We start from the raw sequence: 26,650 nt of genomic DNA on the forward strand, positions 1-26,650 counted from the left end.
CAGCAATGACAAGCGAACCAGTAACCGCCAAGACAACGACGCCGACACTGACGCCCAAGAGCCGCCGACGGCTGCCGCCCGAGGTCAATATCCTTCTGGTGTTGGTCGGTATCGCATTGATCTTCGAGATTCTCGGCTGGATTTTTGCGGGGCAGAGCTTCCTCATGAACTTTCAGCGGTTGCGGATCATCATCCTGCAGGTGTCGGTCATCGGCATCATCGCCGTCGGCGTGACACAGGTGATCATCACCGGTGGCGTCGATCTTTCCTCCGGCTCCGTGGTTGGCATGACCGCGATGATTGCCGCAAGTTTCGCCCAGTCCTCCACTTGGGCGCGGCCGGTCTATCCCGCTTTGACAGACCTGCCGTTTTTCATCCCGATCGGCGTTGGCCTTGGCATCGGGCTTCTCGCGGGCATCGTCAATGGCTGGCTGATCGCCTACACCAAGATACCGCCGTTCATCGCCACGCTCGGCATGATGGTGTCCGCCCGCGGCGTCGCAAAGTGGTACACCAAGGGGCAGCCTGTATCGGGCCTGACCGACCAGTTCAATTTCATCGGCACGGGCATCTGGCCGGTGGTCGTCTTCCTGCTGGTGGCGCTGATCTTCCACGTTGCCCTGCGCTATACACGCTACGGCAAGTTCACCTATGCCATCGGCGCGAACGCGCAGGCAGCTCGCGTTTCCGGTATCGATATCGAGAAGCACCTAATCAAGGTCTATGCCATTGCCGGGCTCCTGGCCGGATTGGCCGGGATCGTCACTGCCGCCCGAGCCCAGACGGCGCAGGCTGGCATGGGTGTGACCTATGAACTTGATGCGATCGCGGCTGCTGTTATCGGCGGCACCTCGCTGACGGGTGGTGTCGGTCGCATTACCGGCACGGTGATCGGTGCCATTATTCTCGGCGTCATGATCTCCGGCTTTACGTTCCTGCGCGTCGACGCCTACTATCAGGAAATCATCAAGGGCGTGATCATCGTTGCTGCTGTCATCGTGGACGTGTATCGCCAGAAGAAGCGGAAGGTTTAGAACCATCACAAAGGCTGACGCCGGATATCTCCCCCCTCGAAGGGGAGATAAGCGCGGCACTGTTGGCCACCAATCTTTAACACCCGGGATCCTTCCGGGCTTCACTTAAGAGGTAATGAAATGACTGTACGTTTTGGTCTTCTCGGCGCTGGCCGCATTGGCAAGGTCCACGCGAAGGCCGTAACATCCAACCCGCAGGCGAAGCTCGTCGCCGTCGCCGATGCTTTCGAACAGGCGGCCAAGGACCTTTCCGCCGCGCATGGTTGCGAAATTCGCACCATCGAGGCAATCGAAAAGGCATCCGACATCGATGCCGTCATCATCTGCACGCCGACTGACACCCATGCGGACCTCATCGAGCGTTTCGCCCGCGCCGGCAAGGCGATCTTCTGCGAGAAACCAATCGATCTCGACGTCAAGCGTGTCGAGGAGTGCCTTGCCGTGGTCCGGGAAACCGGCGCGACCCTGATGGTTGGCTTCAACCGACGCTTCGATCCGCATTTCGCCGCTGTCCGCAAGGCGATCGATGACGGCGCCATCGGCGATGTGGAGATGGTGACGATCACCTCTCGCGATCCGGGTGCACCGCCGGCCGAATATATCAGCCGGTCCGGCGGCATTTTCCGCGACATGACGATTCATGATTTCGACATGGCCCGCTTCCTGCTCGGCGAAGATCCTGTTGCAGTAACGGCGCATGCCTCGGTGCTGGTCGACAAGAAGATTGGCCAGCTTGGCGACTATGACAGTGTCAGCGTCATTCTCTCGACGGCATCGGGCAAGCAATGTGTCATCTCCAATTCCCGCCGCGCCACCTATGGCTATGACCAGCGTATCGAGGTGCACGGCTCGAAGGGCATGGCGCAGGCCGAGAACCAGCGGCCGGTCTCGATCGAGATTGCCAATGGCAGCGGCTATACGCGGCCGCCGCTGCACGACTTCTTCATGACCCGCTACACGGAAGCCTATGCCAATGAGATCGCAGCGTTCATCAACGCGATAGCCACGGGCGTCAAGGCATCACCCAGCGGCGAGGACGGACTGATCGCCCTGGCGCTTGCCGATGCGGCCGTAAGGTCGGTCAAGGAAGGCAAGACGATCACGGTGTAGTTGACGAAATCACATTGCAGGTGAGCCGTGCGTGGTTCGACGGGGCTCACCATGAGGGATATTCTTTGATTTGCAGGGAGCTACGGCCAACAGCGTTGGCGCCTTCCTGCGGCACAACAATTTCCCTCATAGTTGGTGAGCATCGTTAAACCACGCACGTGATATCTGCAGATCTACCTCACATCCACCCAGCGCTGCTCGTTGAACGAGCGTGCCATGGCATGCACGGTCCTCCGGGCTGGCCATTGATGCGCTTGATCAGCTCGTGGCACTCGATGATCTTCAAATCGTTGAAGCCCAGGCCATGGCCGGACGCTGGAATGAAACAGCAGGTGAGTCGTGCGTGGTTCGACGGGGCTCTGCATGAGGGAGATTGTTTGATTGCAGGGACAGCGTTGGCGTCTTCCTGCGGCACAACAATTTCCCTCATGGTTGGTGAGCACCCTTAAACCACGCACGTGATATCTGCAGATCTACCTTACATCCACCCAGCGCTGCTCGTTGAACGATCGTGCCATGGCATGCACGGTCCTCTCGATCTCGAGCCCGTCGGCGAATTCTATCAGATGCGCCGGCTGGCCATTGATGCGCTTGATCAGCTCATGGCACTCGATGATCTTCAAATCGTTGAAGCCCAGGCCATGGCCGGGCGCCGGAATGAACTGGCCATAGGGTTCGTGGTGCGGCGCGGTCAGGATGGTGCGGTAGCCCTGTTCGGTGGCACGGTCCGCGGTGACATAGAGCTGGAATTCGTTGGCGCGTTCCTGGTCAAACAGGATTGAGCCCCTGGAGCCGAAAACCTGCAATGCGATGCGGCCCTTGCGGCCCCAGGCGGAGCGGTTGACCTGCAGCGTGCCTGCAACACCGTTTTCCATATGCATCAGCACGCTGGCACTGTCGTAGGTTTCGACCGGACGATCACTGCCGTCCTGCGTCTTGCGGGCGGGGTAGGGCTTCGACATGTCGCACATGACCCGTGAGACGCGGCCGAATAGCGTGAACAGAAGCGAGAGCGGATGCACCGCAAAATCGTCGAGCGCGCCATAACCGGATGTAGCCGCGTGCTTCCAGTAGAACAGCGCATCGGGGTCGGCCATGAAGTCTTCATCCATCTCGATGCGCAGGTGATTGACATCGCCGATCACCTTTTCGGCGAGGAGCTTGCGGATGTGGCGAATGGCCGGGCCTTGGATATAGTTGTAGCCAAGCGCTGCGACCTTTCCGGATGCGTTTGCTGCCGAGAGCATGGCCTCCGCATCGTTGAAGGAGGGCGCCATCGGCTTTTCGCACCAGACATGCTTGCCGGCCTTGAGCGCTGCAATGGCCATTTCCGGATGAAACTGGTTTGGCGTGGTGACGGAGACGACATTGACTTCCGGGTCATCGATGACCGAGCGCCAGTCACCCGAGCCTTTCGCAAAACCGAACTCGTTGGCGCGGCGCACCGCGAGTTCCGGATTGGCCTCGCCGAGGTGCACCAGGCGCACAGGCGCGACATCGCCGAACACGGCGCGAACCGAGTTCCAGGCCAGCGCGTGGCATTTGCCCATGAATCCCGTTCCGATCAATCCTACACCTAACATCGCTCTCTCCACGCTTGCAGTTTCCGATTGAAATAATCTATAACAGGACAAAATGGAATAACTGATCCGTCTTGATACAAATATTTTACAACAAGGACGCGGGTAAGAGGGAGCGATTTGGTGGGCAGCATGGATAATGACGTCGCATTACCGCGGGATTTTGATGCGTTGCGCACCATGATCCTCGATCGCCGTGAGGCCCTGCCGAAGCGTCTCGCCCAAATAGCTGCGTACGCGCTCAGCAACCCGGACGAGATTGCTTTCGGGACAGCGGCGAGCATCGCCCAGACTGCGGGCGTCCAGCCCTCTACGCTGATCCGCTTTGCCCAGCATCTCGGCTTCGACGGCTTCACGAGCCTGCAGTCGGTGTTCCGTGAGCGCTTGCGTGAACGGCAGGTTTCCTATGAAGAACGCCTTTCGGCATTGCGTGGCGACACGCACGGCCTCTCCAAGAACCGCGTTATACTCAACGGGTTCCTCACGGCAGCAAGCCACTCCATCGAGACAATTTCGCATAATGTCGAAGAAGAGGTGCTGGAAGCGGCCGTCAACATCCTGGCGGGCGCCGAGACGATCTATCTGATTGCGCGGCGCCGCTCCTACCCGATCACCGCCTATATGGCCTATGCCTTCGGCAAGCTGAAAATTCGCAACCAGCTGATCGAATCAACGGCGGGTATCGATCCGGAAATACTCTCATTCGCCAACCCCAAGGATGCCGCCATCGCCATCAGCTTCTCCCCCTATGCCTCGGCGACAATCGAGCACGCGGCAGCCCTGGCGGCGCGAAATGTGCCGGTCGTGGCTATTACCGACAGTGCGTTCTCGCCACTCGCCCAGTCGGCGAAGGTATGGTTCGAGGCGGCGGAAGGCGACTTTTCCGGCTTCCGCTCGCTATCCGGCACCATGGCCCTCGCGATGGCGCTGACGGTGAGTGTCGCGGAAAAGCGGCGGAGCTTGTGATTCAAATACAATTACCGCGCCTGTGCGTGGTTCCCCCTTCGACAGGCTCAGGAAGCTTACCATGAGGGGCGTAGAGGATTGCAGGGCGCCACGGTGTGCGATTGGCATCGCAACCAGACCGCGCCCTCGCCAACAATGTCGAACCACGCACAATGATTTTGCAGCATCTGAATCGCCTTCAAACGATAGAATCTGAAAAAGAACAGGCATTCCATATTGACGATTCGATAGAATTATTATTTCATATAGGAAAATTCCTGGCCACTTGATGCCGGACACTTCAGCCTATCGGGAGGACTATCATGGACAGAACTGATGCGAGCAAGCCGCTTGACGTCATCACGATAGGCCGTTCGTCGGTTGATCTTTATGGCCAGCAGATCGGCTCACGCCTGGAGGATATCGCGTCCTTTGCCAAATCCGTTGGCGGCTGCCCGGCCAACATTGCCGTGGGCACGGCGCGTCTCGGCCTGCGCTCGGCACTTCTGTCGCGGGTCGGCGATGAACAGATGGGAAGGTTCATCCGCGAACAGATGGCGCGTGAAGGCGTTGCCACCGATGGCGTAATCACGGATCCGGAGCGGCTCTCGGCGCTGGTCATCCTGTCGGTCGAGAACGACAAAAGCTTCCCGCTGATCTTCTATCGCGAGAATTGCGCCGACATGGCACTGAACGAGGGCGACGTCGATCCGGCTTTCATCCAGTCGGCGCGTGCCGTTGTCGTGACCGGAACGCACTTCTCCAAGCCCAACACCGACGCTGCGCAGCGCAAGGCCATCCGCCTGATGAAAGAAGCAGGCGGCAAGGTGGTGTTCGATATCGATTATCGGCCAAACCTGTGGGGGCTTGCCGGACACGCGGCAGGGGACAGCCGCTACATTGCGTCCGACGCCGTTTCCAATCACCTGAAGACTGTGCTTGCCGATTGCGACCTGATCGTCGGCACCGAGGAAGAAGTACTGATCGCCTCGGGAGAGGCCGACTTGCTCAGCGCCTTGAAGACAATTCGGGCGCTTTCAGGCGGCACCATTGTGCTGAAGCGTGGCCCGATGGGCTGCATCGTCTATGAAGGGGCGATTTCCGACAATCTCGAGGATGGCATTGTCGGCAAGGGCTTTCCGATCGAGGTCTTCAACGTCCTTGGCGCAGGGGATGCCTTCATGTCGGGCTTCCTGCGCGGCTGGCTCGGTGGCGAGCCATTGGCAACGGCGGCGACCTGGGCCAATGCCTGTGGGGCCTTTGCGGTTTCGCGGCTGTTGTGCGCGCCGGAAATTCCGACTTTCGAGGAACTGCAGTATTTCCTCAAGCACGGCAGCCCGCACCATGCACTGCGCAAGGATGAGGCGATCAACCACGTGCATTGGGCAACGACGCGCCGGCATGAAATCCCGTCAATGATGGCCTTCGCCATCGATCACCGGGTGCAGCTCGAAGACCTTGCGCAGAAGCTTGGCGCGGATGCAGACAAAATCCATGCGTTCAAGGAACTGGCGGTAAAGGCGGCGGCGAAAGTGGCCAATGGCCGCAGCGGCTATGGCATGCTGCTCGACGAGAAGTTCGGCCGGGAGGCGATGTTCGAATTCGCCCGCCACAATTTCGACTGGCTGGGGCGTCCCGTAGAATTGCCGGGTTCGCGGCCGCTCCGATTCGAGTTCTCACAGGATATTGGCTCGCAATTGGCGGAATGGCCGGTCGACCATTGCATCAAGTGCCTGTGCTTCTACCGGCCGGATGATCCGGCGGAACTGAAGGCGGAGCAGCAGGCAAAGTTGCGCACCCTGTTCGAGGCGGCGCGCAAGGTCGGGCGCGAACTGCTGATTGAAATCATCGCCGGCAAGCACGGCAAGCTCGACGACAACACCATTCCCCAGGCGCTCGAGGAGCTCTATGCGCTCGGCATCAAGCCTGACTGGTGGAAACTTGAGCCGCAGGCATCCGCGGCCGCTTGGAGGCAGATCGAGTCCGTGATCGCGAAGCATGATCCCTGGTGCCGCGGCGTGGTGCTGCTCGGACTTGAAGCTCCCCAGGACGAACTGGAGGCCGCATTCGCCGCAACGGCCGATGCGCCGGTGGTGAAGGGCTTCGCCGTAGGGCGTACATTGTTCATGGATGCGGCCGAAAACTGGCTCTCCGGTCGCATTTCCGATGAGGCTGCCATTGACGACATGGCCGATCGTTTCGAAAAATTGACCAAGGCCTGGCTTGCCAGCCGCAACAGACAAGCGGCATAGCAGAGATAGCCTGGGAGGAGAGTAACATGACCAAGACGATACGCCTGACGATGGCTCAGGCCCTGACGCGCTTTCTCAGCCGGCAGATGACGATTGTGGATGGGAAGAAGATGCCGGTTTTCGCCGGTGTCTGGGCCATTTTCGGCCACGGCAATGTCGCTGGCATCGGTGAGGCGCTTTACCAGGTGCAGGAAGAGCTGCCGACCTACCGGGCGCACAACGAACAGGCCATGGCGCATGCGGCTATCGCCTTTGCCAAGGCGACGTTTCGCCGGCGCATGATGGCGGTGACGAGTTCCGTCGGCCCCGGCGCAACGAACATGGTGACGGCAGCCGCGCTCGCGCATGTCAATCGACTGCCACTCCTGCTCCTGCCGGGCGACGTCTTTGCCAACCGACTGCCGGACCCGGTCCTGCAGCAGGTTGAATCATTCGGTGATGGTACGGTTTCGGCGAATGACTGCTTCCGCCCTGTCTCGCGTTATTTCGACCGCATCACGCGCCCCGAGCAGATCATACCTGCCCTGCAGCGAACGATGACCGTGCTCACCGATCCTGCAGAATGCGGGCCTGTAACGCTGGCCCTCTGCCAGGATGTGCAGGCGGAAGCCTATGACTATCCTGAAAGCTTTTTCGAGGAGAGGCTTTGGGCGCCGAGGCGACCGCGGCCCGATGTTGGCGAACTTGCCGCTGCAATCGGCGCGCTCCGCTCGGCCGAAAAGCCGCTGGTGATCGCCGGCGGCGGGGTCATCTATTCCGAAGCCTCCAGGGAACTCGCCGATTTCGTCGAGGCGGCCGGAATTCCGGTCTGCGAAACCCAAGGCGGCAAATCTTCGCTGCCCGACCGGCACCCGCTCAACATGGCGGCTGTCGGCGTCACTGGGACGTCCGCAGCCAACCGGCTGGCGCAAGAAGCCGATGTCATCCTCGCGGTCGGAACCCGGCTCCAGGACTTCACCACCGGTTCCTGGGCGCTGTTCCAGAACAGCGAGAAGACCTTCATCGGGCTCAACATCCAACCGTTCGATGCGGCCAAGCACCGGGCCTTGCCTCTGGTCGCTGACGCACGGGAGGGGCTGGTCGAGCTTGCCGCCGGGCTCAAGGACTATCGCGCGCCGAAAAGCTGGACTGAGAAAGCCGAGAATGGCAAGGCGGACTGGCAGAGAGCTGCGGCAAAGGTCACAGGCGCGACAAATGTGTCGCTGCCATCCGATGCGCAGGTCATCGGTGCCGTTCAACGAACCATGGGCAGCGAAGCAACAGTCCTGCACGCGGCAGGCGGTCTGCCCGGCGAAATGCACAAGCTGTGGCAGGCGGGCGCGCCGGGATCGTACCATGCCGAATACGGCTTTTCCTGCATGGGTTACGAGATTGCAGGCGGACTTGGCACCAAGATGGCGAAGCCGGACGACGAAGTTGTCGTCATGATCGGCGACGGGTCCTACCTGATGCTCAATTCCGAGATCGCAACGTCGGTCATGCTCGGCCACAAGATCAATATCGTGCTCCTCGACAATCGCGGCTATGGCTGCATCAACCGGTTGCAGATGGGCACTGGCGGCGCCAACTTCAACAATCTGCTGAAGGACTCGAAGCATGAGATCCTGCCGGATATCGACTTTGCCGCGCATGCGCGAAGCCTCGGGGCGATCGCCGAGAAGGTGAGCTCCATTGCCGACATGGAGAGCGCTCTGGAGCGGGCCAAACGCAACGACCGAACGACGGTCATCGTCATCGATACCGACCCCCTCATATCCACCGAGGAGGGTGGATTCTGGTGGGATGTCGCCGTCCCGGAAGTCAGCAAGCGCAGCGAGGTCAATGCCAAGCGCAAGGCCTATGAGGAAGCGATCAGGCTTAGGTCGGTCGGGAACTAGGATGAGTTTGGAATGCTTTGCTACTCCTCTGCCATCCTTAGCTTTCATCCGTCATCCTCGGGCTTGATCCGAGGATCCAGCCATCGCTCGGTATCGCGAACTAGAAAAATGGATCCTCGGGTCAAGCCCGAAGATGACGGAGAGAACAGCGTGGAATAACACTACTCGTCCCCGGAGCAGCAAACCAACAACAAATGCAAGTATCAATTGGAGTAATGACGTGAAGGCAAAACTGGGCATGTCCCCGATCGCATGGTGGAACGATGATCTCGCGGAGCTCAGCGACGACGTTTCGCTGGAGGAGTGCCTGCGCCAATCGCGTTCTGCGGGCTTTACCGGCATGGAAATGGGCCGCCGTTTTCCGAACGATCCGGATGTGATGCTGCCGATCCTGCGCGAGGCGGATGTTACGCTGTGCGGCGGCTGGTTCTCGGGTACGCTGGTTGACGAGGATCTGGCAAAGAACAAGGACCGCATCCAGCCGATGATCGACTTGTTCAAGGCCGTGAATGCACCCTGCATCGTCTACGGCGAGGTCGGCCGCTCGATCCAGGGCGATCGATCCAAGCCGCTGGTCACCAAGCCGAAACTTGGCGACGAGGAAATGAAGGTATATGCCCGCAAGGTCACCGAGTTCGGTGAATGGTGCGCACAGCAGGGCATGCCGCTCTCCTACCATCATCACATGGCGGCTGTGGTCGAAACCGAACCGGAACTCGACGCCTTCATGAAATATTCCGGCGAGGGTATTCCGCTCCTGCTGGATGCCGGCCACCTGGCCTTTGCCGGCGGCGATGTGCTGCGCGCAATCGACAATCATCACCGGCGGATCAACCACGTACATGTCAAGGATGTCCGCATGCCGGTGATCGACGGTCTGGACCGCTCGAGCCAGTCCTTCCTCGATGCCGTTGCCCTCGGCGCCTTCACCGTACCGGGTGACGGCTCGCTGGATTTCGGTGCAATCGTCCAAAAGTTTGCCGATTACGGCTATGAAGGCTGGTTCGTGGTCGAGGCTGAACAGGATCCGAAGAAAAATCCACCGCTCAAGATGGCGCAAGTCGGGTATAAGGAACTGATGCGGGTCATGACGGCCGCCGGCTATACGGTCGAGACCCAGGGTTTCCCCAAGGGTTGAAAAATGGGTTCGAAATGAACAAAGACAGTAATCATCCCTGGTTTCGTCCGCTCTGGCGACGCGTCGCAGTCGTCGCCTTCTGCGTTGCCTGGGCAATCTTCGAATTTGCAACCGGTACGCCGTTTTGGGGCGTGTTGGCGCTGGGCTTCGCCGCATATGGCGTCTGGCAGTTCTTTATCATCTACGATGCTTCGGAACCCGCGGCGCCAGAGGACAAATCTGATTGACGCATGATCATATCCGAAAAGTCCGACAACTTTCGGGATCATGCTGGGAAGGAGTGAAACCATGTCGAAACTCTTGCTGAAGGCTAAGCCAGGCGCCGGGCATGTGGCGCATGTCACGCCCGAAAGTGCCGGCTGGACCTATGTCGGCTTTGATCTTCATCGTTCGGCGCCGGGCCAGTTGGTCGCTGGCCGCAGCGAAGACAAGGAAGTCTGCCTCGTCTTCGTTACCGGCAAGGGAGTCGTCACTGTCAACGGTCGCGATCTTGGCCTGCTCGGGGAGCGGATGTCGCCGTTCGATGGCAAGCCATGGTCAGTTTATGTGCCGGAAGGCAGCAACTGGTCGGTGACGGCGGATACGGATCTGGAACTCGCCGTTTGCTCAGCGCCGGGGCTCGGCGGCGGTCTGCCCGTCCGGGTCATTTCGCCTGACGATCTCGGCCAGGAAACGCGCGGGAAGGGCACCAACACCCGCTACGTGACAAATATCCTGCCGGAGAACGAGCCTGCGGATTCATTGCTCGTGGTCGAAGTGATCACCCCGGGCGGCCATACGTCCAGCTATCCGCCGCACAAGCACGACCATGATAACCTTCCGGCCGAATCCTACCTGGAGGAGACTTACTACCACCGTTTCAACCCGCCTCAAGGGTTCGGATTCCAGCGGGTCTATACCGATGACAGGTCACTGGATGAAGCGATGGCGATCGAGGATGGTGACGTCGTCATGGTCCCCAAGGGCTATCACCCCTGCGCCGCGTGCCATGGCTATGATCTCTATTACCTCAATGTGATGGCTGGTCCAAAGCGCACCTGGAAATTTCACAATGCTGTGGAGCATGAGTGGCTGATGAATCGGTGAGCTGCGAGCATGCCGATCATCTCTCCCCTTGAGGGAGAGATAGGCGCAGCTACCACCGCAGAATATATCGTCCGGTGATCGCGCCGATCAGGCCAGGAACGAGCACGCCGAGCGTGTACCAGACGGCGATGAAAGGCATGGCGCTTTCGCTGCAATGGAACGAATAGACGAAGGCAGCAATTGCACCGGCGGCAAGGCCCGCTGCTGCTCCGGCAACCGCAAGCCGGGTGGGAGCGAGACCGCGCAGTACCCATAAGCCGCCGACCAGCAACGGCAGTGACAGCATGACGATGTTGAAGGTGCAGACCGCGACCGAACGGCCTTTCAGCATGGCCATGTATTCCTCGGGGGGGCTCATCGCCATTTGCACTAGTGCAAGAATGATCATCACGACGATGGTTGCGGCAATCACGCCGAGACTGACGCCGATGGAGCCAAGCGGGTGAGCGATGCGCTTGACTGCCCAGGTCGCGGCGGCTGCAAGGATGAGCGTATAGAAAAATTTGCTCCAGAACGGCATGGTCGTTGCCGCATCGGCAAGGTCCGCACGCATGCCGAGCCACATCCACATGAGAACCGCAGACGCGATCAGGCTGAGGCCAAGACCCATCAGGACACGCCGGATGACGGCGAACCGCGATACCGGCTTCAGTTCGGCAGAGAGACGCGCAATCAGATCATTTGTCGTCATTTGCATGACCCTTCAACCTAGCGGTTATCGCCCTTAATCCCCTGTGTATGCTGACCTTAACCGACGTTTCCGAAAGGCCGGTGCTTTGCGCCACTTCGGCGATGGATTGACCCTGGATCTTTGTACGGTAGATCAGGTCCCTTGACCTTTCCGGCGCCGATTGCAGCAGCCGCTCCACGTCCATGCGGTCGGCGGTGACGTCGGACTGGTCCTGCACAAACAAATCCTCCACATCATCGAGCGGAACGGTAGCCCGGATGCGGTTGCGCCGGAAATGATCGATCAGTTTGTAGCGCGCAATCGCATGAAGCCAGGCCGTAAAGGGCCGGTCTACCTCATAGGTTGCCCGTCTCGTGTGCAAGGCCATCAGCGTCTCCTGCACGAGATCGTCAGCGTCGCCCTTGTGGGCATCCGCGAGCCTGCGCAGGAAATAAGCGCGCAGGTGCCTGGCGACATCATCCAGGAGGACGCCATAGCTGCGCGCATCACCCGCCAGACTTGCGAGCATCAACTCTTTCAATCGCGTTTCGACCGAGTGCACTCCGATTCATTCCTTAATTCGTGGCAGCGGCGAAAAAGTTACAGATGAGACGGAAGCCCGCAGCAGGTCAATCCTCCAAACGCAAATCCACGCAACAATGATCACCAATGCGTGATGGCTGTAACCGGACCTCACTGCCGCGCGAACTGCCTGATGTGACCCTGATCAGAGGCTCCCGAAACTTCCTGGCGCATTTGATCGTGTCTTGTTCAAACCGAGGAGACAATCATGAACAGTTTCACACGCCACATCAGCCTGTCTGCCCTAGTTCTCGCGACCGGACTCGCCGGTGCCAGCCTGGCTTTTGCCGAAGATGCCATGAAGGCCGATCCGATGAAGCAGTCCGACTGCATGGCGAAAGCCAAGATGGAGAAGGACACGACAAAGATGAATGCCATGGTGAAGGAATGCGACACGATGGCGATGAAGAAGGATACAATGAAACCGATGAAGAAGGACGCCATGGCGCCCGACGCGATGGCTCCAAAGAAGAAGTGAGCGAAATGCTTGTGCAGACGATACCGACCATCTCTCCCCACAGGGGAGAGACAGGCGCTGCAACTCCCGAGGAGGCTTAAAATGACTAGCGTAACGACCGGCACCGGCAATACCGGAATGGTCATGCCCAAGAAGGTCCGGTTCTATCGCCACTCCGTGGCGGTGCGTGTCACGCACTGGCTGAACGTCCTGTGCCTGAGCTTCCTGCTGATGAGCGGGCTGCAAATATTCAATGCCCATCCATCGCTTTACTGGGGGCAATACGGAGCTGACGCGCTGCCCGATCGCTCCTTCATTTCCATCGGGGCGGTTGAGGACGGCGATACTATCAAGGGTATTACCCGCATAGGGTCGCTGTCGCTGAACACCACGGGCATCCTCGGCGCCTCGACGGAAGATGGAGAGCTCAGCCCCCGTGCATTTCCATCCTGGATAACGATCCCGAGCTATCAGGATCTGGCGACCGGCCGCCGCTGGCACTTCTTCTTCGCATGGTTTCTCGTCATCAACGGCCTCATCTATCTGCTCTACGGTCTCATTGCCGGGCACGTACGCCGCGACCTTGTCCCGAGCAGGGAGCAGTTGGCGCCCAGACATCTGGCGCATGAGATTGCCGAGCATGCGCGGCTGCGCTTTCCGAAGGGCGAGGCGGCGCGTCACTACAATTCCCTGCAAAAGCTGGCCTATGTGGGCGTGATCTTTGTGGTACTGCCCCTGATCGTTTTGACCGGGCTCACCATGTCGCCAGGTTTCAACGCGATCTTCCCCTGGCTGCTCGATGTCTTCGGTGGACGGCAATCGGCGCGTACGATCCATTTCATCTGTGCGTCGCTGCTGGTCGCCTTCGCTGTCGTACACATCGTCATGGTGCTGGTGTCCGGCGTCTGGAACAATCTGCGCTCGATGATCACCGGCTATTACACCCTGAGGGTCGAACCGGGAAAGGACCAGTCAAATGGGCTTTGATCTCACACGCCGCCGTTTCCTTATCGGCTCAGGCGTCGCTGCAACGGGCATTCTGACCGGCTGCGATGCACTGGTGGAAAACGCCAAGGTCAACGATGTCCTGCAGAAGGCAGAGTCCCTGACAATGGGGGCACAGCGCCTGCTGATGTCGCATCAGCCGCTGGCACGCGAATATACCGAGGCGGATCTATCGCCCGTATTCAAGGCCAATGGTTCCACGCAGCCCGACAGTGAGGAATATGCCCGGCTGACGGTAAGCAATTTCGCGGACTGGAAGCTCGTGGTGGACGGCATGGTGCAAAGGCCGCTCACGCTGTCGCTGGCCGAATTGAGGGCCATGCCATCGCGCACGCAAATCACGCGGCACGATTGCGTCGAAGGCTGGAGCGCCATCGGCAAATGGACAGGCGTTCCCCTTGGCCTGGTCCTGGAAAGGGCAGGGATCGCTCCGGGAGCTCGCTATGCGGTTTTCCATTGTGCTGATGAATATGAGAAGACGCTCGACGGCAGCGGCCAATATTATGAAAGCATCGACCTGGTTGATGCGTGGCACCCGCAGACGATCCTGGCCTATGGCATGAACGGCAAGGACCTGGAAGTCGCCCATGGTGCGCCGCTGCGGCTGCGTGTTGAACGGCAGCTTGGGTACAAGCATGCCAAATATGTCATGCGCATCGAGCTCATCGACAGCTTCAAGGGCCTTTGGGGCGGCAAGGGCGGCTTCTGGGAAGATCGCGGCTACGAGTGGTATGCGGGAATCTAGAGCCCATTGAATCTCAATTGCCCGTACGACCGATCACGCCGGCAGGCCGGCGCTTTTCAGGCCTTCTGCCCATCGGGCGGCATCCTCCGGCCGCCTGATAGGGAAGCAATCGTTGAGGGTCGACAGGCGAAGGTCGGGATGAAGCTGGCGCAAGCGCTTCATCGCGTCCTTGGCCTCCGCAGCCTGGCCGGCCAGTGCATGGCTCGCCGCAGCGACACAGGTAGCGATGAAGTGGACCGGTTGCTCACGAATGGCCGAATGCGCCCACGACGACGCATCCTCGTACCGTCCGGAGAAGAAGTAGGCCGTGGCCATTGCAGCATGGGCATTGAACATCTGGGGATCCTGCGGGTTGAGGCGCATGGCCCGCATGAGGTGATCCATTGCCACGTCCTGTTCGCCGAGCCAGATCCTCGCCCAGCCACTGAACAGCCAGGCCGAGGCCCAATTGGGATTGAGCGCAAGCGCGCGATCCAGCAGATCAGCGCCATAGTCATGGGCGCCGAGAACATATGTGAAAGCGATTCCGGCGGTGGTGAGCGCGACCGCATCATCCTTTCCCAGGGCGGCGGCATGGCGGGCCAGCCGCTCGGTTTCCGCCGTCTCTGCCGCGCGGTCGACCATCCAGCCGCTGGCCTTGCGTTGGGAATAGCAGCGGGCGGCCATGCCGTAAGCGGCGGCATAGTCCGGGTCGAGTTCTATGGCGCGATAGAACAGCCGCAGGGCTTCATTGTTGCCTTCCCGGCTCCAGCGGTGGAGGGCAGCAGAGCCACGCAGGAAGTAATCATAGGCGTCGAGATTTTCGGTGGGCTTGCGCTTGGCCCGCTCGATCTCCGCCTGCTCGAGCTTTGACCCGATTGCGCCGACGACGCTCGCGGTGACCTGGTCCTGAAGTTCGAAAATGTCTTCCAGCCCGCCTTCAAAGCGATCTGCCCAGATATGCACCCCCGTGGCGGCCTCGATAAGCTGGGCGGAGATGCGCACCCGGTTGGACGCGCGCCGCACGCTGCCTTCCAGCACATAACGTACGCCGAGTTCGCGCCCGACCTGCTTCACATCGACGGGGCGTCCCTTATAGGTGAAGCTGGAATTGCGCGCGATGACGAAAAGCCAGCGAATGCGCGACAGCCCGATGATGATTTCTTCGACGACGCCGTCGCCAAAATAATCCTCCGCCGTGTCACTGCTCATGTTCCCGAACGGCAAGACGGCGATCGATGGCCGGTCCGGGAGCGTGGGTCGAGGCGCCCGCAACGGCATGATCTGCTCCAGGTGCGCCCGGTAGGTGCGCATCGGGCGCGCAATATTCTTGAGGTGGTGCATACCCATGTCGGCAAAGTTGATGTCGACCTTGCCGTCGATCTGCCGGTACACGTCTTCTGAAATGCAGATTCCTCCGGCCTCGGAAATCTCTTCGAGTCTGGCGGCGACGTTGACACCATCTCCAAGAATGTCGTCGCCTTCGATCAGGACATCGCCAAGATTGATGCCGATGCGGAACAGCATCCGCTGATCGGCCGGTGACGCCGCATTTCGCTCCGACATCAGCCTCTGGATGGCTGCTGCGCATGCGACAGCAGCAACGACAGACGGAAATTCCAGCAATACGCCATCGCCGATGGTCTTGACGATGCGGCCACCCTGTTTCGCAATGATTGGCGATATCGCCTCGCGATGGCTCCGCAAGGCCCGCGCCGTCCCCGCTTCATCGACTCCCATCAACCGGCTGTAACCTGCGACATCGGCGGCCAAAATCGCCGCCAGCCTGCGTTCCACCTGGGCTTGACCCACAGACCTTGACCTCCCCGTTAACTCCACGCGCGGCACTATAGCATGAGCCCATTGTGGTGCGCTCGGCAAAACTCCTAAACCTAATGGATGAGGGCATGAGGGAATAGTTGCCGTTATTTGCAGGATGATCCTTCAAATCGTCGATCGCTTTCCCCATATGCGCGGGTGAAACCGACACAATGCTTGAGGAGACTGTCTGCATGCCGCTCGTTCTTTCCCGTCTCAGCCGAATTGCCGCCATATTCATGATTGGATTGGCGGTCTCGTTCAGCGCTGTCTACGAGGCTGACGCCCGGCGTGCCGGCGGCGGGTTCGGCAGCCGCGGGACCCGCACGTTCCAGGCACCTGCACCAACACGGACCGCGCCTGCTCCCGCTGCTCCCATCGAGCGCTCGATGACTCCCCGGCCACAGAACCAGCCCAGCGCCGCACAACCGGCCGCCGGGCAACAACAGCGTCCCGGACTTTTCGGCGGCATGGGCCGTTCGCTGATCGGAGGCCTGCTGCTCGGTGGTCTTATCGGAACGTTGTTCGGATCCGGTTTCGGCGGTGCGGCCGGACTGCTCAGCATGCTGCTGCAGGTTACCCTGGTTATCGGTGCCGTCATGCTCGCGATGCGCTTTTTCCGGTCGCGTCAGCCGTCCACTGCAACAGCGGGTGCCGGCCAGTCGTTCGGCCGCAATGCCTACAACAGTGACCAGCCCGCATCTTCGTCCTTCCGGATCCCGACCATCGGCTCGGGTTCGGGGCAGGGCCGCACGGCGGGATATGGCCAGACAACCACGCCAAAGGCTTCGGTGGCATCCGATGATATCGGCCTGAAGCAGGACGATCTTGACCGCTTCGAAGAGCTTCTGACCGAAGTGCAGACGGCCTATGGCAAGGAAGACTACGCCACCCTGCGCAAGCTGACCACGCCAGAGGCCATGTCCTATCTTGCGGAAGAACTTGGCCAGAATGCCACCGATGGTTTGCGCAACAGCGTTTCGGACGTGAAGCTCCTGCAAGCCGACATTGCGGAAGCCTGGGCCGAGGGCGATACGCAATATGCGACGACGGCCATGCGGTATTCGAGTGTCGATACGATGCTGGACCGCGATACGGGACGTGTCGTCAATGGCGACGAGGAAGCGACGCAGACAACGGAGGTATGGACCTTCGTGCGCAAGGGCGATTCCGACTGGAAACTGTCGGCGATCCAGGATGCCGCATAAGCTGCAGTAGCTGATCCCGATTTTTCTCTCCCCCCACACAGGGGGAGAGCACAGCGTCCAGTTTTTCCTAGATCAGTTTCTCCAGGGTAATCGGCAGGTTACGGACCCGCACCCCGGTGGCATGGTAGACCGCGTTGGCGATTGCGGGCGCCACACCGACAATGGCCAGCTCACCCACCGCCTTGCCGCCCAGCACGGAAGCATGGGTATCGGGAATGCCGACCGAGATCACCTTCAGATCTGGAATATCGGCATTGGTGGGAACGAGATAATCGCCGAGATTGTTGTTCATGACCCGGCCATACCGGTCATCGACAAGCCCCTCTTCAAGCAGCGCCTGGCCGATACCCATGATGATGCCGCCCTTCCACTGGCTCTCGGCAAGCTTCGGATTATAGAGACGGCCGGAATCGAGCGCGGACACCATGCGCGCGACGCGAACCGTGCCAAAATCCACGTCCACCCGCACTTCGACGAAATGCACGCACCAGCTGTGAAGCGAATAGTCGCCCTCGGTCGGCGATTTCATCGTCGCAATCGTCGTGAAGTTTCGAAAATGATCTTTGGCGTTCTGGTGCTCTTCCGGTAGCGTGTTGCGCAATGCCTCGATACGGTCGCGGCCGGTCCGGCGCATGACTTCGGCAATGCCTATGCCTGCACCCGTATCGCGCGGCGACGAAATCCGCCCGGCTTCGATGGTCAGCGTATTGGCCTGCAGGTCCCGGAACGGCGAGTTGGGATGATTGATGGCGATCCCGATCAGTTCGTCGCGGGCAGCAAGCGCTGCCTTGTGCACTGCGCCGGTCATGAGATTGGCAAGTTGTGAGCCGCCGGCAACCGGTGCGCGCGGCAGCGAGGAATCGCCAAGCTTCACCATGACGGTCTCGACGGGCACGCCAATTGCCTCTGCGGCCGTCTGGGCGAGAATGGTATAGGTACCCTGACCCATATCAATCCCGCTGCTTGCGACTTCAATCGTGCCATTGCTCAGGATGCGGACCATTGCTTCGCCAGGCGTGCGGCGTACCGGATAGGTACCTGCAGCGACCCCATAACCGATAAGCTGCTTGCCGTCGCGCATCGAGCGTGGTCTCGGGTTCCGCTTGGCCCAGCCGAAGGCATCCGCGCCTGCCGCATAGGCTTCGCGCAACCGGCGAGTCGACCAGGGTTTGTTGGCGCTCGGATCTTCTTCCGCATAGTTGAGCAGGCGGATATCGAGCGGATCGATGCCGACTTCGTAGGCAAGCTCGTCGATCGCGCATTCAATGCCGAAGGCGCTGGGATTTTCGCCGGGCGCGCGAAGTGCACCCGGCTTGACCGTATTCACCGGCACGAGGTTCTGGCGCGAGGAGAAGTTCGGCGTCGCATACATGATCGATATGACGGAGCCCAGCGGTTCGACCGCGACGTCATTCATCGATGTCTCATTATCGCCGCGATGCAGGATCGACAGCAATTTGCCCTCGCGGGTAGCGCCAAGTGCGATGGTCTGCCGTGTCGCCGGACGCCCGCCGAAGGCGGTAAAGGTCTGTGGCCGCGTGATGGCAAGCTTGACGGGGCGGTCGAGCATCTTCGCAGCGATGGCGGCAACAGCGCCGTAACGCGTGGGCAGCGCCTTCGAGCCAAAACCACCGCCGATATAGGGCGACAGCATGCGCACGTTCTCGAAGGGTATATCGAACCATTCTGCATAGGTGCGGGACATGCCGTCGATCCACTGGCTCGGTTCCCAGAGGGTCAGCATATCGCCAGTCCATTGGGCGATCAGTCCATGCGGCTCGATCGGCACGTTGTATTCGCGCGGTGTCCGGTATTCCTGTTTGATGCGGACGGGAGACGTGGCGAGTGCGGCCTCTGCATCACCCCATTCCTTGGTCATCATGTCGATCGGGTAGCCTTCACCAGCCCTTGGGTCGTCGAAGGTCGAAATCGGGACAGTCTTGTCATAGGTGACCTTGACGAGTGCGGCGGCAGCTGTCGCCTGTTCGAACGTCTCGGCAATGACAGCGGCAATATGCTGGCCGTTGAAAGTGATCTCGCGCGCGAACGGTTCAAAGGGAACAGCGGGCGGTGGCGCTCCGGTCCAGTCCGTGGCGGTCTTGATGGCTATCGCATTGTCTGGTGTGAGAACGAGCAGCACGCCGGGATATGCCTCCGCTGCCGCAGCGTCGATGGCGAGTACCCGGCCAGACGCGATCGTGCTGTCAATGATGACCGCATGGACCATGCCTTCGGGAAAATGCTCCATTGCATAGTCGGCAGATCCCGTAATCTTGGCAGGTCCGTCAATGCGGGACAGGCGGCCGCCGAGAATGCCATCCGAGGCATCGCCGTGTTTGATCTTTGTGTCGACAATTGTCATGCCATGGCTCCCGTTTTGAGGATGGCGCGTTCAACAACGCGCGGGGCGAGCTCGATCTTGTAGTGGTTGCCGCCATGGGCAACCGCGCCTTCGACAGCCAGACGGCTGGCGCTCTTGATGATGTCCGGCTCTATGGCCTTGCCGCGAAGCGCATCTTCCACTGCACGGGCGCGCCATGGTTTGGTAGCAACGCCGCCAAGACCGATGCGGATATCGCGAATTGTTTCACCGTCCGGCTCGAACTCGATGCCGACAGCAGCGCTTGCCGCAGCAAATTCATAGGATTGGCGGTCGCGCACTTTCAGATAGGTCGAGCGCCGTGCTGCCGGCGATGCCGGAATGGTGATTGCCGTGATCAATTCGCCGGGTTGCATGGCGTGTTCCTTTTGCGGCGTGGTCCCCGGCAGGAGAAAGAAATCATCGATTGCGACTGTGCGATCACCAAGGTGCACGACGGCTTCAAGGGCAATGAGCGCCACTGCGAGGTCGCCCGGATAGGTCGCGATACAGTCGTCGCTGGTGCCAAGGACGGCATGACCACGATTGACGCCTTCGAGTGCTGAACAGCCGCTGCCCGGAACACGCTTGTTGCAGGCGGGGAAGGTTGCCGGGTCGCGGAAATAGGCGCAGCGCGTGCGTTGCAGGAGGTTCCCGCCGATCGTCGCCATGTTGCGGATCTGCGCTGAAGCGGCCTGCCAGAGCGATTCTGAAACCGCCGGAAACGCAGACTTGATGGCTGCATCCGCAGCGACGCGGTTCATCTTGGCCAATGCGCCGATATAAGCGCCCTGGGCGTCGACGCGGATCGTGTCGAGCCCTTTGAGGTGGGAGATATCGACTACCCGTTCTGGCTCGGTGACGCCGCATTTCGCAAGGTCGACCAACGTGGTTCCGCCGGCCAGCAGCATGGTTGCGGGCATCGCCGCCGCACGCCGCGCCTCTTCGACCGAACTTGCGCGCAGATATGAGAAGTCTCTCATGACATCACCTTCGCTGCTTCACGGATTGCTTCGACAATGTGCGGATAGGCGCCGCAGCGGCAGAGGTTACCCGACATATATTCGCGGATGTCATCATCCGACCCCGCATGGCCTTCGCGGATACAGGCAACAGCTGACATGATCTGGCCGGGCGTGCAGTAGCCGCACTGGAAGGCGTCGTGATCAAGGAAAGCAGCCTGGACCGGATGCAGTTCGCCGCCGGGTTCGGAAAGCCCCTCGACGGTTGTGATCTTGCGCCCTTCTGCCTGTGCCGCGAGGGTCAGGCACGCGAGCACCCGCTCGCCATCAACATGCACGGTGCAGGCACCGCATTGGCCCTGGTCGCAGCCTTTCTTGGTTCCGGTCAGCTGCAGGTGGTCACGTAGCGCGTCGAGCAAGGTCACACGCGGCTCGACTTCAAGCGCCTGGTTTTGCCCGTTGATTTCCAGATGGATGGTGGTTCGATTTGTCATCGGCGTCCTGCTCCAGTACGCTCATTGGAAATAAATTGGGCCGCCGGTTCTGTTTGACTGCGTTCAAGGCGCAAAAAACATGACATGCAGGCCCTAAATGGGGTAATAGTCCGAAGGTGACGAACTAATCGGAGGCTCCTCCGTTTATGAAACATAGCGGCTTGCCCCTGCGGGTTCAAGGCCTAATCGTACTGGAGTTGGAATATTGGGTACAAAGGGGCCGCCGCCAGAGCTGCAGGAGATCGAGCTTTCTCCGCCTGCCAGGCCGTTGCGCGCCGATGCCAGCCGCAACAGGGAGAAACTCGTGGAGATAGCGGGGATCGTCTTTGCCCAGCATGGAGGCGATGCTTCGCTGGAGAACATCGCGCGGCAGGCAGGTGTCGGCATTGGTACGCTCTACCGGCATTTCCCGACACGGGAACATCTCGTCGAAGTTGTCTATCGCCGCGAGGTCGAGGCGCTTTGCGCCGCTGCAGACGAACTGGCGCAGCACAATGCGCCTGACGTTGCGCTTGCCGAATGGATGCAGCGTTTTGTCGATTACATAGCTGCCAAGCGAGGCATGGCGAACAGCCTGCGAATACTCTTCGACGCAAATTCCGACGTCTTTGCCAACACGGCCGGGATGGTGACGGGGGCCCTGCGCGGTCTCGTCGCCGCGGCGATTGCAGATGGATCGATTCGCAGCGACATCGACAGCTCCGATGTGCTTCAGGCACTATCGGGAATATATTCGAGCCCCGATACCCCCGACTGGCGCGAGCGCTCGCGCCGTATTGTTTCGCTGCTCATGGATGGACTGCGCTGGGGCGCCGCCAAGCCGCGATCGTAGGGAGATGATTAAGTGTCGGTTGAAAACAATATGTGAGCACGTCTATTGCGTGCGGCCACATTGGAGCCTTAAACGAACGTTCAGTTTCGGGTATAATCACAATTGTGTAGTTTTGGGAGAGGTAAATATGGCTCAATTCCAACGTGGTATCGTCCTGGCAGCCTGCCTTGGCTTGTTTGTAGCCGGCACGGCTTTGTCGACCACAGATAGTTTCAGCCCGGTAGGATCAGCCTTTGCCAAGAACGGTGGTGGCAATGGCGGCGGGAACGGTGGTGGAAATGGCAACGGAAACGGGAAGGGCGGCGAAAGCAGTGGAAAATCGTCCGATCGCGGCAAGTCAGCCAGTGCTCAGGACAAATCCAAGTCGCAGAGAGTTCAGAGAGCATCGCTGAACACGAAAGCTCAGAAGGTTCAGAAAGTTCAGAAGGCATCGATAAACACCGATGAACCGAACACGCTGGGTCCGCTCAATGCCGCTCATGCATCCGCGCGGGCGAGGGAACGCGCCGCACCCAATTCCTCGGTCGGCAAGATCGCCACGTATGAACGTGCTCGGGAAGATGCTCTGGCAATAGAGGATCCCATCCTTCGGGAAGAAGCGCTTGAGGATGCGGTGGTCGACCTCGAAACCGCATTCGGACGCACCCTGACCACGGCGCAGGTCGATCGCGTCAACGACTTGCTGGATGCACGCCAGTAAGACTGCGATTTTTGTTCCGAGTTTGTGACAGCGGCCTTCGGGCCGCTGTTCGTTAAGGGAGAGGATCGAGCCAGAACGAAGGTCGACTGAATTGCGTATGCGCGATTTGGCACTAGCAATATGTCGAGGGATTGACCTAGGGTCGGGCCCGGGTCCACCGACAACAATCATCACAGAAAGAAAAGACCATCGTGCCAGCAACATCTTCGGCATTTGACAAGAATTACGCAGCATTCCTGTTTGACATGGACGGTACACTTCTCAATTCCACATTGGCGGCCGAACGCGTCTGGGCAAGATGGGCCGAACAGCATGGCCTCGATGTGAAGACCTTCCTGCCGACCATGCATGGGGCCCGGGCCGTGGATACTGTTCGCAGGCTGGGCCTGCCGGGCGTTGACCCCGAAGCGGAGGCCGTCAAGATCACCGAGGCGGAGATCATTGACGTGGATGGGATCGTTGCGCTTCCGGGAGCAGCGGAATTTCTCAGCGCCATACCCGAGGACAAGTGGGCGATCGTAACCTCATCGCCCCTCGAACTGGCAAAACGCCGTCTGGCCGCTGCGGGAATTCCTGTGCCGGCAAACCTTGTAACTGCAGAAGACGTGAAAGTCGGCAAGCCCAATCCTGACTGCTATCTGCTTGCCGCAAGCAGGCTTGGCGTTGAAGCGGCTGACTGCCTGGTCTTCGAAGATGCAGTTCCCGGTATCCTGGCGGGAGACGCCACCGGCGCCGACGTCATGGTGATAACGGCAACGCATAGCCACGCTGTCGAGACTGCCCATACGACGATCGCGCATTATCGGGGCTTGGGTGTTCATATTGATCGCGAAGGCCGGCTATCTCTGATAAAAGAGTAGGGCACCTGATCGCGCCCAGGCGGTGAAAGAACCGCGGGCGGTGCCCAACCGAAAATTCAAAGGCAATAAGAGGGGATTGCATACGCGGACGCGTTGGATGGCCGAAGGAGGAGAAACAGCATGGCCAAATATCGTCAGGACTTGCCGCAGCTCGCCGGAGACATTTTTCTCAGCGACGGCGGAATGGAAACGACCCTGATCTTTCAAGAAGGGGTCGAACTGCCGCATTTCGCATCATTCGTGCTGATGTCCACGCCAGAGGGCAGGCGGCAACTGAAGGATTATTATATCCGTTACCTTGAGGTTGCCCGGAAACATCACACTGGCTTCATTCTCGATACACCCACCTGGCGGGCAAATCCCGACTGGGGTGCATTGCTCGGCTATGGACCGGAGGAGCTGCGCACAATCAACCGGGATTCCGTCGCCCTGCTGGTCGAGCTGCGCAAGGAATTCCAACCAGCCGGGTTTCCATGTGTCATCAGCGGCGCCATCGGGCCACGCGGAGATGGTTACAAGGCCGGCGATATGGATGAAGGAGAGGCCGAAACCTACCATGCCGCGCAGGTCGAAAGTTTCGCGCAGACGGAGGCGGACATGGTCTCGGCCTATACGCTGACGAACTACAAGGAGGCGATCGGGATTGCACGGGCGGCCAAGCTCAACGCCATGCCCTGCGCGATATCCTTTACGGTCGAGACGGATGGCAGACTGGTAACGGGCCTGTCACTGGGTGATGCGATCAACCGCGTTGACGAGGCGACTGGTGCGTCTCCCGTCTATTATCTGATCAATTGCGCGCACCCGACCCATTTCATGCAGTCTCTCGAAAAGGGCGAGCCCTGGATCGACCGCGTGTATGGAGCCAAGGCAAACGCCTCGGCGAAAAGCCATGCGGAGCTCGATGAATCGGAGAGCCTTGATGCCGGCGACCCGCTTGATCTTGGACAACGCTACAAAACGTTGAGGCAGCAATTCCCCCAGATACGCGTGCTGGGCGGATGCTGTGGTACCGACCATCGCCATGTCGCGGCGATCTGCGAGGCCTGCCTTTAAAGCTGGGTGCGACCTGTTCCGTCGGGACAAGACCGAAAAGCGCCGCCAAAAATGGGAGTTTACGGCTCTGCCGGTATCTGTAGTATATCAGTCTGTGGAGCTCGTCCTGAAAGGCTGGTGCGACGGATATCCCGGCATTCGTTGGAGCTTTCGCGCTTCAGATGCCGCGAGTGTCGTAGACCGTACTGGGTAAGGCGGCTCCTTGTGGGGCGGGAATGTGAGGATGGCGAATTTGGCTCGTAATGCGGTGACGCTAGCAGGCGGTGACCGTGATGTCCCGCCCAACTCGGCTCCCGTTGAAACCGAGCTGAAGCTGCTTGCTCCGCCGGGCACGCTCGATGCGATCCGCGGCTCGCCAGCCGTCCTGCAGTCGGCCCGCAACAAGGGCACGATCCGCCGGCTCGAGGCTACCTATTACGATACTGCCGATCACCAACTGTTTGGCGCAGGTCTTTCCCTGCGGGTCCGGCGCAGCGGCAAACACTTTACCCAAACGATCAAGCGCCTGTCGGCCAAGAACCCGCTGGAGCGCGACGAGTGGGAAGCACCGGTCGAGGAGCAAGCGCCGAATCTGGGCGCGTTGCCCACTGGCGAAATCGATGGAATTTTCAGCAGAATTGGTGCCAGCGATCTCGCACCCGTCTTCGTTACCAGGGTGCGCCGGCATGCGATTGCGCTCGATGTACCCGATGGCGAGATCGAGATTGCATTTGACGACGGCATGATCGAAGCCGGAGAACAGCGGGAGTCCCTGTCGGAGATAGAACTGGAACTGAAGCATGGCAAGGCGGCCGTGCTATACCGGTTTGGCCTCGACCTGATGGACGTATCGCCGCTTTGCCTCGAAACCCAAAGCAAATCCTCGCGCGGTTACGCGCTGGCCCTGAACCTCCGCGCTTCGGCCGTAAAGGCAGGCACGTCAAGCGTGTGCCGCGAGGACACAGTTGACGAGGGAATAGCCAAGCTTCTTTCCGGCTGCCAGCAGCAGATACTGGCAAATCTCTGTGCGGCCCAGAGCGGACGCGAACCGGAAGGCATCCACCAGTTGCGCGTGGCACTGCGTCGCCTGCGGACGGCGCTCTATCTGATCAGGCGCGATCTGAAATCGCCATTGCTGCAGGCGCTCGATGCCGATGCCCGAAGGTTCGCGCAAAGGCTCGGGCCTGCCCGAAACTGGGACGTGTTTGTCAATGAGACCCTTCCCACTATCGAAAAAGCAGACCTTTCCCCTATAGCGTTTTCGGCGTTGCGCGAGGCGAGCGAGCCGTTCCGGGAGAAGGGCCATCATGCCGTTCGGGAAAGCCTGGGCGATCCCCAGACCAACCGTTTTCTGTTGAGGCTCGGGCTTGCGATCGAGCAGCGGGGTTGGCGAAATGACATTGCGAGCGAGTCGCTGGCGATCCTGGCCGAGCCGATGACCAAATTTGCCTCGCGTGCACTGGACGGTCTCGAGCACAAGGCCCTGGAGCGCGGGCGCAAATTCAGTCACCTTCACCCGCAGGAGCGTCATAAACTCCGGATAACGTTGAAAAAACTGCGGTATGCAGCGGAGTTCTTCCTGCCGCTATACGCGGATCAGGGGGCGGCCAACAAATATCTGAAGCAACTCTCACGCCTGCAGGACATTCTCGGCGAAGCCAATGACATCATAACCTCGCGAGCCCTGTTGTCGGATGTCAGCCAGAGCAGCCAGCATCCCGCCGTACATCGCGCCATTGGCGCTGTCATCGGCTGGCAGGGACATGTGGCGCTGGCCGGAGCCAACCGGATGAAGCGCAGATGGCGCAAGTTCAAACGCACGACACCATTCTGGACGCGCTGAAGCTCACGGTCAGCACGTCCTCACGGCTAATGCTTATGGGTTAGTTGCACGCCCCATTCAACGATGTAATATTCAATTA

Annotated in this window: 24 protein-coding genes and 1 pseudogene; 17 read left to right on the forward strand and 8 right to left on the reverse strand. The window is 59.9% G+C overall.

Translation table 11 applies throughout. The annotated features are described in order from the left end of the window. The first annotated feature begins 5 nt into the window (after positions 1 to 5). Together K9U38_RS11020 and iolG are read left to right on the forward strand one after the other, a co-directional pair. Positions 6 to 1,034: an ABC transporter permease gene (locus K9U38_RS11020; RefSeq protein WP_224494385.1), complete on the forward strand. Its 1,029-nt coding sequence runs from the start codon at positions 6 to 8 to the stop codon at positions 1,032 to 1,034. Positions 1,035 to 1,154: 120 nt separating this feature from the next. Further along, positions 1,155 to 2,144 carry an inositol 2-dehydrogenase gene (gene iolG / locus K9U38_RS11025; protein WP_224494386.1) on the forward strand — a complete coding sequence of 330 codons (990 nt, stop codon included), beginning with the start codon at positions 1,155 to 1,157 and terminating at the stop codon, positions 2,142 to 2,144. 173 nt (positions 2,145 to 2,317) lie between these two features. On the opposite strand, the pseudogene K9U38_RS11030 reads toward iolG, so the two are convergent. Both K9U38_RS11030 and K9U38_RS11035 read right to left on the reverse strand, forming a co-directional pair. After that, a pseudogene (locus K9U38_RS11030) lies at positions 2,318 to 2,469 on the reverse strand (Gfo/Idh/MocA family protein); the annotation flags it as partial. A gap of 148 nt (positions 2,470 to 2,617) precedes the next feature. Further along, positions 2,618 to 3,727, reverse strand: a complete 1,110-nt coding sequence (locus K9U38_RS11035) for a Gfo/Idh/MocA family protein (RefSeq protein WP_224494387.1) — start codon at positions 3,725 to 3,727, stop codon at positions 2,618 to 2,620. A gap of 129 nt (positions 3,728 to 3,856) precedes the next feature. Here K9U38_RS11035 and K9U38_RS11040 point away from each other — a divergent pair, with 129 nt between their 5' ends. The 6 genes from K9U38_RS11040 (at position 3,857) to iolB (ending at position 11,022) form a co-directional block, all read left to right on the forward strand. After that, the gene (locus K9U38_RS11040) at positions 3,857 to 4,690 is read left to right on the forward strand and encodes a MurR/RpiR family transcriptional regulator (RefSeq protein ID WP_224494388.1); all 834 of its coding nucleotides are present in this window, start codon (positions 3,857 to 3,859) and stop codon (positions 4,688 to 4,690) included. A gap of 302 nt (positions 4,691 to 4,992) precedes the next feature. Beyond that, on the forward strand, positions 4,993 to 6,921 hold the full coding sequence (locus K9U38_RS11045; protein ID WP_224494389.1) for a bifunctional 5-dehydro-2-deoxygluconokinase/5-dehydro-2-deoxyphosphogluconate aldolase: 1,929 nt from the start codon (positions 4,993 to 4,995) through the stop codon (positions 6,919 to 6,921). 26 nt (positions 6,922 to 6,947) lie between these two features. Then, complete coding sequence (iolD, locus tag K9U38_RS11050) at positions 6,948 to 8,798, forward strand: 3D-(3,5/4)-trihydroxycyclohexane-1,2-dione acylhydrolase (decyclizing) (RefSeq protein WP_224494390.1); 1,851 nt, start codon at positions 6,948 to 6,950, stop codon at positions 8,796 to 8,798. A 220-nt stretch (positions 8,799 to 9,018) separates the two neighbouring features. Next, the gene (gene iolE, locus K9U38_RS11055) at positions 9,019 to 9,936 is read left to right on the forward strand and encodes a myo-inosose-2 dehydratase (RefSeq protein ID WP_224494391.1); all 918 of its coding nucleotides are present in this window, start codon (positions 9,019 to 9,021) and stop codon (positions 9,934 to 9,936) included. A 14-nt stretch (positions 9,937 to 9,950) separates the two neighbouring features. After that, positions 9,951 to 10,163, forward strand: coding sequence for a DUF3329 domain-containing protein (locus K9U38_RS11060; protein ID WP_224494392.1), 213 nt, complete (start codon positions 9,951 to 9,953; stop codon positions 10,161 to 10,163). Between the two features lie 61 nt (positions 10,164 to 10,224). Further along, positions 10,225 to 11,022, forward strand: coding sequence for a 5-deoxy-glucuronate isomerase (iolB, locus tag K9U38_RS11065; protein ID WP_224494393.1), 798 nt, complete (start codon positions 10,225 to 10,227; stop codon positions 11,020 to 11,022). Positions 11,023 to 11,071: 49 nt separating this feature from the next. Here iolB and K9U38_RS11070 read toward each other — a convergent pair whose 3' ends face one another. Beyond that, positions 11,072 to 11,713 carry an NrsF family protein gene (locus K9U38_RS11070; protein ID WP_224494394.1) on the reverse strand — a complete coding sequence of 214 codons (642 nt, stop codon included), beginning with the start codon at positions 11,711 to 11,713 and terminating at the stop codon, positions 11,072 to 11,074. Continuing rightward, positions 11,700 to 12,254, reverse strand: coding sequence for a sigma-70 family RNA polymerase sigma factor (locus tag K9U38_RS11075; RefSeq protein ID WP_224494395.1), 555 nt, complete (start codon positions 12,252 to 12,254; stop codon positions 11,700 to 11,702). The genes K9U38_RS11070 and K9U38_RS11075 overlap by 14 nt, the downstream gene beginning before the upstream one ends. A gap of 228 nt (positions 12,255 to 12,482) precedes the next feature. Between K9U38_RS11075 and K9U38_RS11080 the strand changes: the two genes are divergently transcribed. The 3 genes from K9U38_RS11080 (at position 12,483) to K9U38_RS11090 (ending at position 14,481) form a co-directional block, all read left to right on the forward strand. Beyond that, entirely contained in the window at positions 12,483 to 12,752 is a 270-nt protein-coding gene (locus K9U38_RS11080; protein WP_224494396.1) for a hypothetical protein, read from the forward strand. A gap of 81 nt (positions 12,753 to 12,833) precedes the next feature. Then, on the forward strand, positions 12,834 to 13,718 hold the full coding sequence (locus K9U38_RS11085) for a cytochrome b/b6 domain-containing protein (RefSeq protein ID WP_224494397.1): 885 nt from the start codon (positions 12,834 to 12,836) through the stop codon (positions 13,716 to 13,718). Then, the gene (locus K9U38_RS11090; RefSeq protein ID WP_224494398.1) at positions 13,708 to 14,481 is read left to right on the forward strand and encodes a molybdopterin-binding protein; all 774 of its coding nucleotides are present in this window, start codon (positions 13,708 to 13,710) and stop codon (positions 14,479 to 14,481) included. The genes K9U38_RS11085 and K9U38_RS11090 overlap by 11 nt, the downstream gene beginning before the upstream one ends. Before the next feature lie 33 nt (positions 14,482 to 14,514). Here K9U38_RS11090 and K9U38_RS11095 read toward each other — a convergent pair whose 3' ends face one another. Further along, positions 14,515 to 16,272 (reverse strand): adenylate/guanylate cyclase domain-containing protein, encoded by a 1,758-nt coding sequence (locus tag K9U38_RS11095; protein ID WP_224494399.1) that lies wholly within the window; start codon positions 16,270 to 16,272, stop codon positions 14,515 to 14,517. A 200-nt stretch (positions 16,273 to 16,472) separates the two neighbouring features. Here K9U38_RS11095 and K9U38_RS11100 point away from each other — a divergent pair, with 200 nt between their 5' ends. Then, positions 16,473 to 17,486 carry a Tim44 domain-containing protein gene (locus K9U38_RS11100; RefSeq protein WP_224494400.1) on the forward strand — a complete coding sequence of 338 codons (1,014 nt, stop codon included), beginning with the start codon at positions 16,473 to 16,475 and terminating at the stop codon, positions 17,484 to 17,486. Between the two features lie 67 nt (positions 17,487 to 17,553). Here K9U38_RS11100 and K9U38_RS11105 read toward each other — a convergent pair whose 3' ends face one another. Genes K9U38_RS11105 through K9U38_RS11115 form a run of 3 tightly spaced genes read right to left on the reverse strand, consistent with a single transcriptional unit; the run spans position 17,554 to position 21,301 of the window. Then, on the reverse strand, positions 17,554 to 19,848 hold the full coding sequence (locus K9U38_RS11105) for a xanthine dehydrogenase family protein molybdopterin-binding subunit (RefSeq protein WP_224494401.1): 2,295 nt from the start codon (positions 19,846 to 19,848) through the stop codon (positions 17,554 to 17,556). Next, entirely contained in the window at positions 19,845 to 20,828 is a 984-nt protein-coding gene (locus K9U38_RS11110) for an FAD binding domain-containing protein (protein ID WP_224494402.1), read from the reverse strand. Before K9U38_RS11110 ends, K9U38_RS11105 begins: the two co-directional genes overlap by 4 nt. Continuing rightward, positions 20,825 to 21,301: a (2Fe-2S)-binding protein gene (locus K9U38_RS11115; protein WP_224494403.1), complete on the reverse strand. Its 477-nt coding sequence runs from the start codon at positions 21,299 to 21,301 to the stop codon at positions 20,825 to 20,827. Before K9U38_RS11115 ends, K9U38_RS11110 begins: the two co-directional genes overlap by 4 nt. 205 nt (positions 21,302 to 21,506) lie before the next feature. Here K9U38_RS11115 and K9U38_RS11120 point away from each other — a divergent pair, with 205 nt between their 5' ends. The 5 genes from K9U38_RS11120 to K9U38_RS11140 all read left to right on the forward strand — a co-directional run bounded on the left by K9U38_RS11120 (position 21,507) and on the right by K9U38_RS11140 (position 26,571). Continuing rightward, a complete protein-coding gene (locus K9U38_RS11120; RefSeq protein ID WP_224494404.1) occupies positions 21,507 to 22,133 on the forward strand; it encodes a TetR/AcrR family transcriptional regulator in 627 nt (208 codons plus the stop codon). Positions 22,134 to 22,260: 127 nt separating this feature from the next. Continuing rightward, positions 22,261 to 22,833, forward strand: a complete 573-nt coding sequence (locus tag K9U38_RS11125; protein ID WP_224494405.1) for a Holotricin-3 precursor — start codon at positions 22,261 to 22,263, stop codon at positions 22,831 to 22,833. A gap of 188 nt (positions 22,834 to 23,021) precedes the next feature. Next, positions 23,022 to 23,693, forward strand: coding sequence for an HAD-IA family hydrolase (locus K9U38_RS11130; RefSeq protein WP_224494528.1), 672 nt, complete (start codon positions 23,022 to 23,024; stop codon positions 23,691 to 23,693). Positions 23,694 to 23,813: 120 nt separating this feature from the next. Continuing rightward, on the forward strand, positions 23,814 to 24,749 hold the full coding sequence (locus K9U38_RS11135; protein ID WP_224494406.1) for a homocysteine S-methyltransferase family protein: 936 nt from the start codon (positions 23,814 to 23,816) through the stop codon (positions 24,747 to 24,749). A gap of 223 nt (positions 24,750 to 24,972) precedes the next feature. Continuing rightward, positions 24,973 to 26,571 carry a CYTH and CHAD domain-containing protein gene (locus K9U38_RS11140; protein ID WP_224494407.1) on the forward strand — a complete coding sequence of 533 codons (1,599 nt, stop codon included), beginning with the start codon at positions 24,973 to 24,975 and terminating at the stop codon, positions 26,569 to 26,571. Positions 26,572 to 26,650 lie beyond the last annotated feature (79 nt).

Origin of the sequence: Phyllobacterium lublinensis (genome assembly GCF_020164435.1) — a bacterium.
Lineage (GTDB): Bacteria > Pseudomonadota > Alphaproteobacteria > Rhizobiales > Rhizobiaceae > Phyllobacterium > Phyllobacterium lublinensis.

Coding starts and splice junctions, on each gene's coding strand:
- K9U38_RS11020 (WP_224494385.1), top strand. CDS start 6: ATGACAAGCGAACCAGTAACCGCCAAGACAACGACGCCGACACTGACG.
- iolG (WP_224494386.1), top strand. CDS start 1,155: ATGACTGTACGTTTTGGTCTTCTCGGCGCTGGCCGCATTGGCAAGGTC.
- K9U38_RS11035 (WP_224494387.1), bottom strand. CDS start 3,727: ATGTTAGGTGTAGGATTGATCGGAACGGGATTCATGGGCAAATGCCAC.
- K9U38_RS11040 (WP_224494388.1), top strand. CDS start 3,857: ATGGATAATGACGTCGCATTACCGCGGGATTTTGATGCGTTGCGCACC.
- K9U38_RS11045 (WP_224494389.1), top strand. CDS start 4,993: ATGGACAGAACTGATGCGAGCAAGCCGCTTGACGTCATCACGATAGGC.
- iolD (WP_224494390.1), top strand. CDS start 6,948: ATGACCAAGACGATACGCCTGACGATGGCTCAGGCCCTGACGCGCTTT.
- K9U38_RS11060 (WP_224494392.1), top strand. CDS start 9,951: ATGAACAAAGACAGTAATCATCCCTGGTTTCGTCCGCTCTGGCGACGC.
- iolB (WP_224494393.1), top strand. CDS start 10,225: ATGTCGAAACTCTTGCTGAAGGCTAAGCCAGGCGCCGGGCATGTGGCG.
- K9U38_RS11070 (WP_224494394.1), bottom strand. CDS start 11,713: ATGACGACAAATGATCTGATTGCGCGTCTCTCTGCCGAACTGAAGCCG.
- K9U38_RS11080 (WP_224494396.1), top strand. CDS start 12,483: ATGAACAGTTTCACACGCCACATCAGCCTGTCTGCCCTAGTTCTCGCG.
- K9U38_RS11085 (WP_224494397.1), top strand. CDS start 12,834: ATGACTAGCGTAACGACCGGCACCGGCAATACCGGAATGGTCATGCCC.
- K9U38_RS11090 (WP_224494398.1), top strand. CDS start 13,708: ATGGGCTTTGATCTCACACGCCGCCGTTTCCTTATCGGCTCAGGCGTC.
- K9U38_RS11100 (WP_224494400.1), top strand. CDS start 16,473: ATGCCGCTCGTTCTTTCCCGTCTCAGCCGAATTGCCGCCATATTCATG.
- K9U38_RS11105 (WP_224494401.1), bottom strand. CDS start 19,848: ATGACAATTGTCGACACAAAGATCAAACACGGCGATGCCTCGGATGGC.
- K9U38_RS11110 (WP_224494402.1), bottom strand. CDS start 20,828: ATGAGAGACTTCTCATATCTGCGCGCAAGTTCGGTCGAAGAGGCGCGG.
- K9U38_RS11115 (WP_224494403.1), bottom strand. CDS start 21,301: ATGACAAATCGAACCACCATCCATCTGGAAATCAACGGGCAAAACCAG.
- K9U38_RS11125 (WP_224494405.1), top strand. CDS start 22,261: ATGGCTCAATTCCAACGTGGTATCGTCCTGGCAGCCTGCCTTGGCTTG.
- K9U38_RS11135 (WP_224494406.1), top strand. CDS start 23,814: ATGGCCAAATATCGTCAGGACTTGCCGCAGCTCGCCGGAGACATTTTT.
- K9U38_RS11140 (WP_224494407.1), top strand. CDS start 24,973: ATGGCGAATTTGGCTCGTAATGCGGTGACGCTAGCAGGCGGTGACCGT.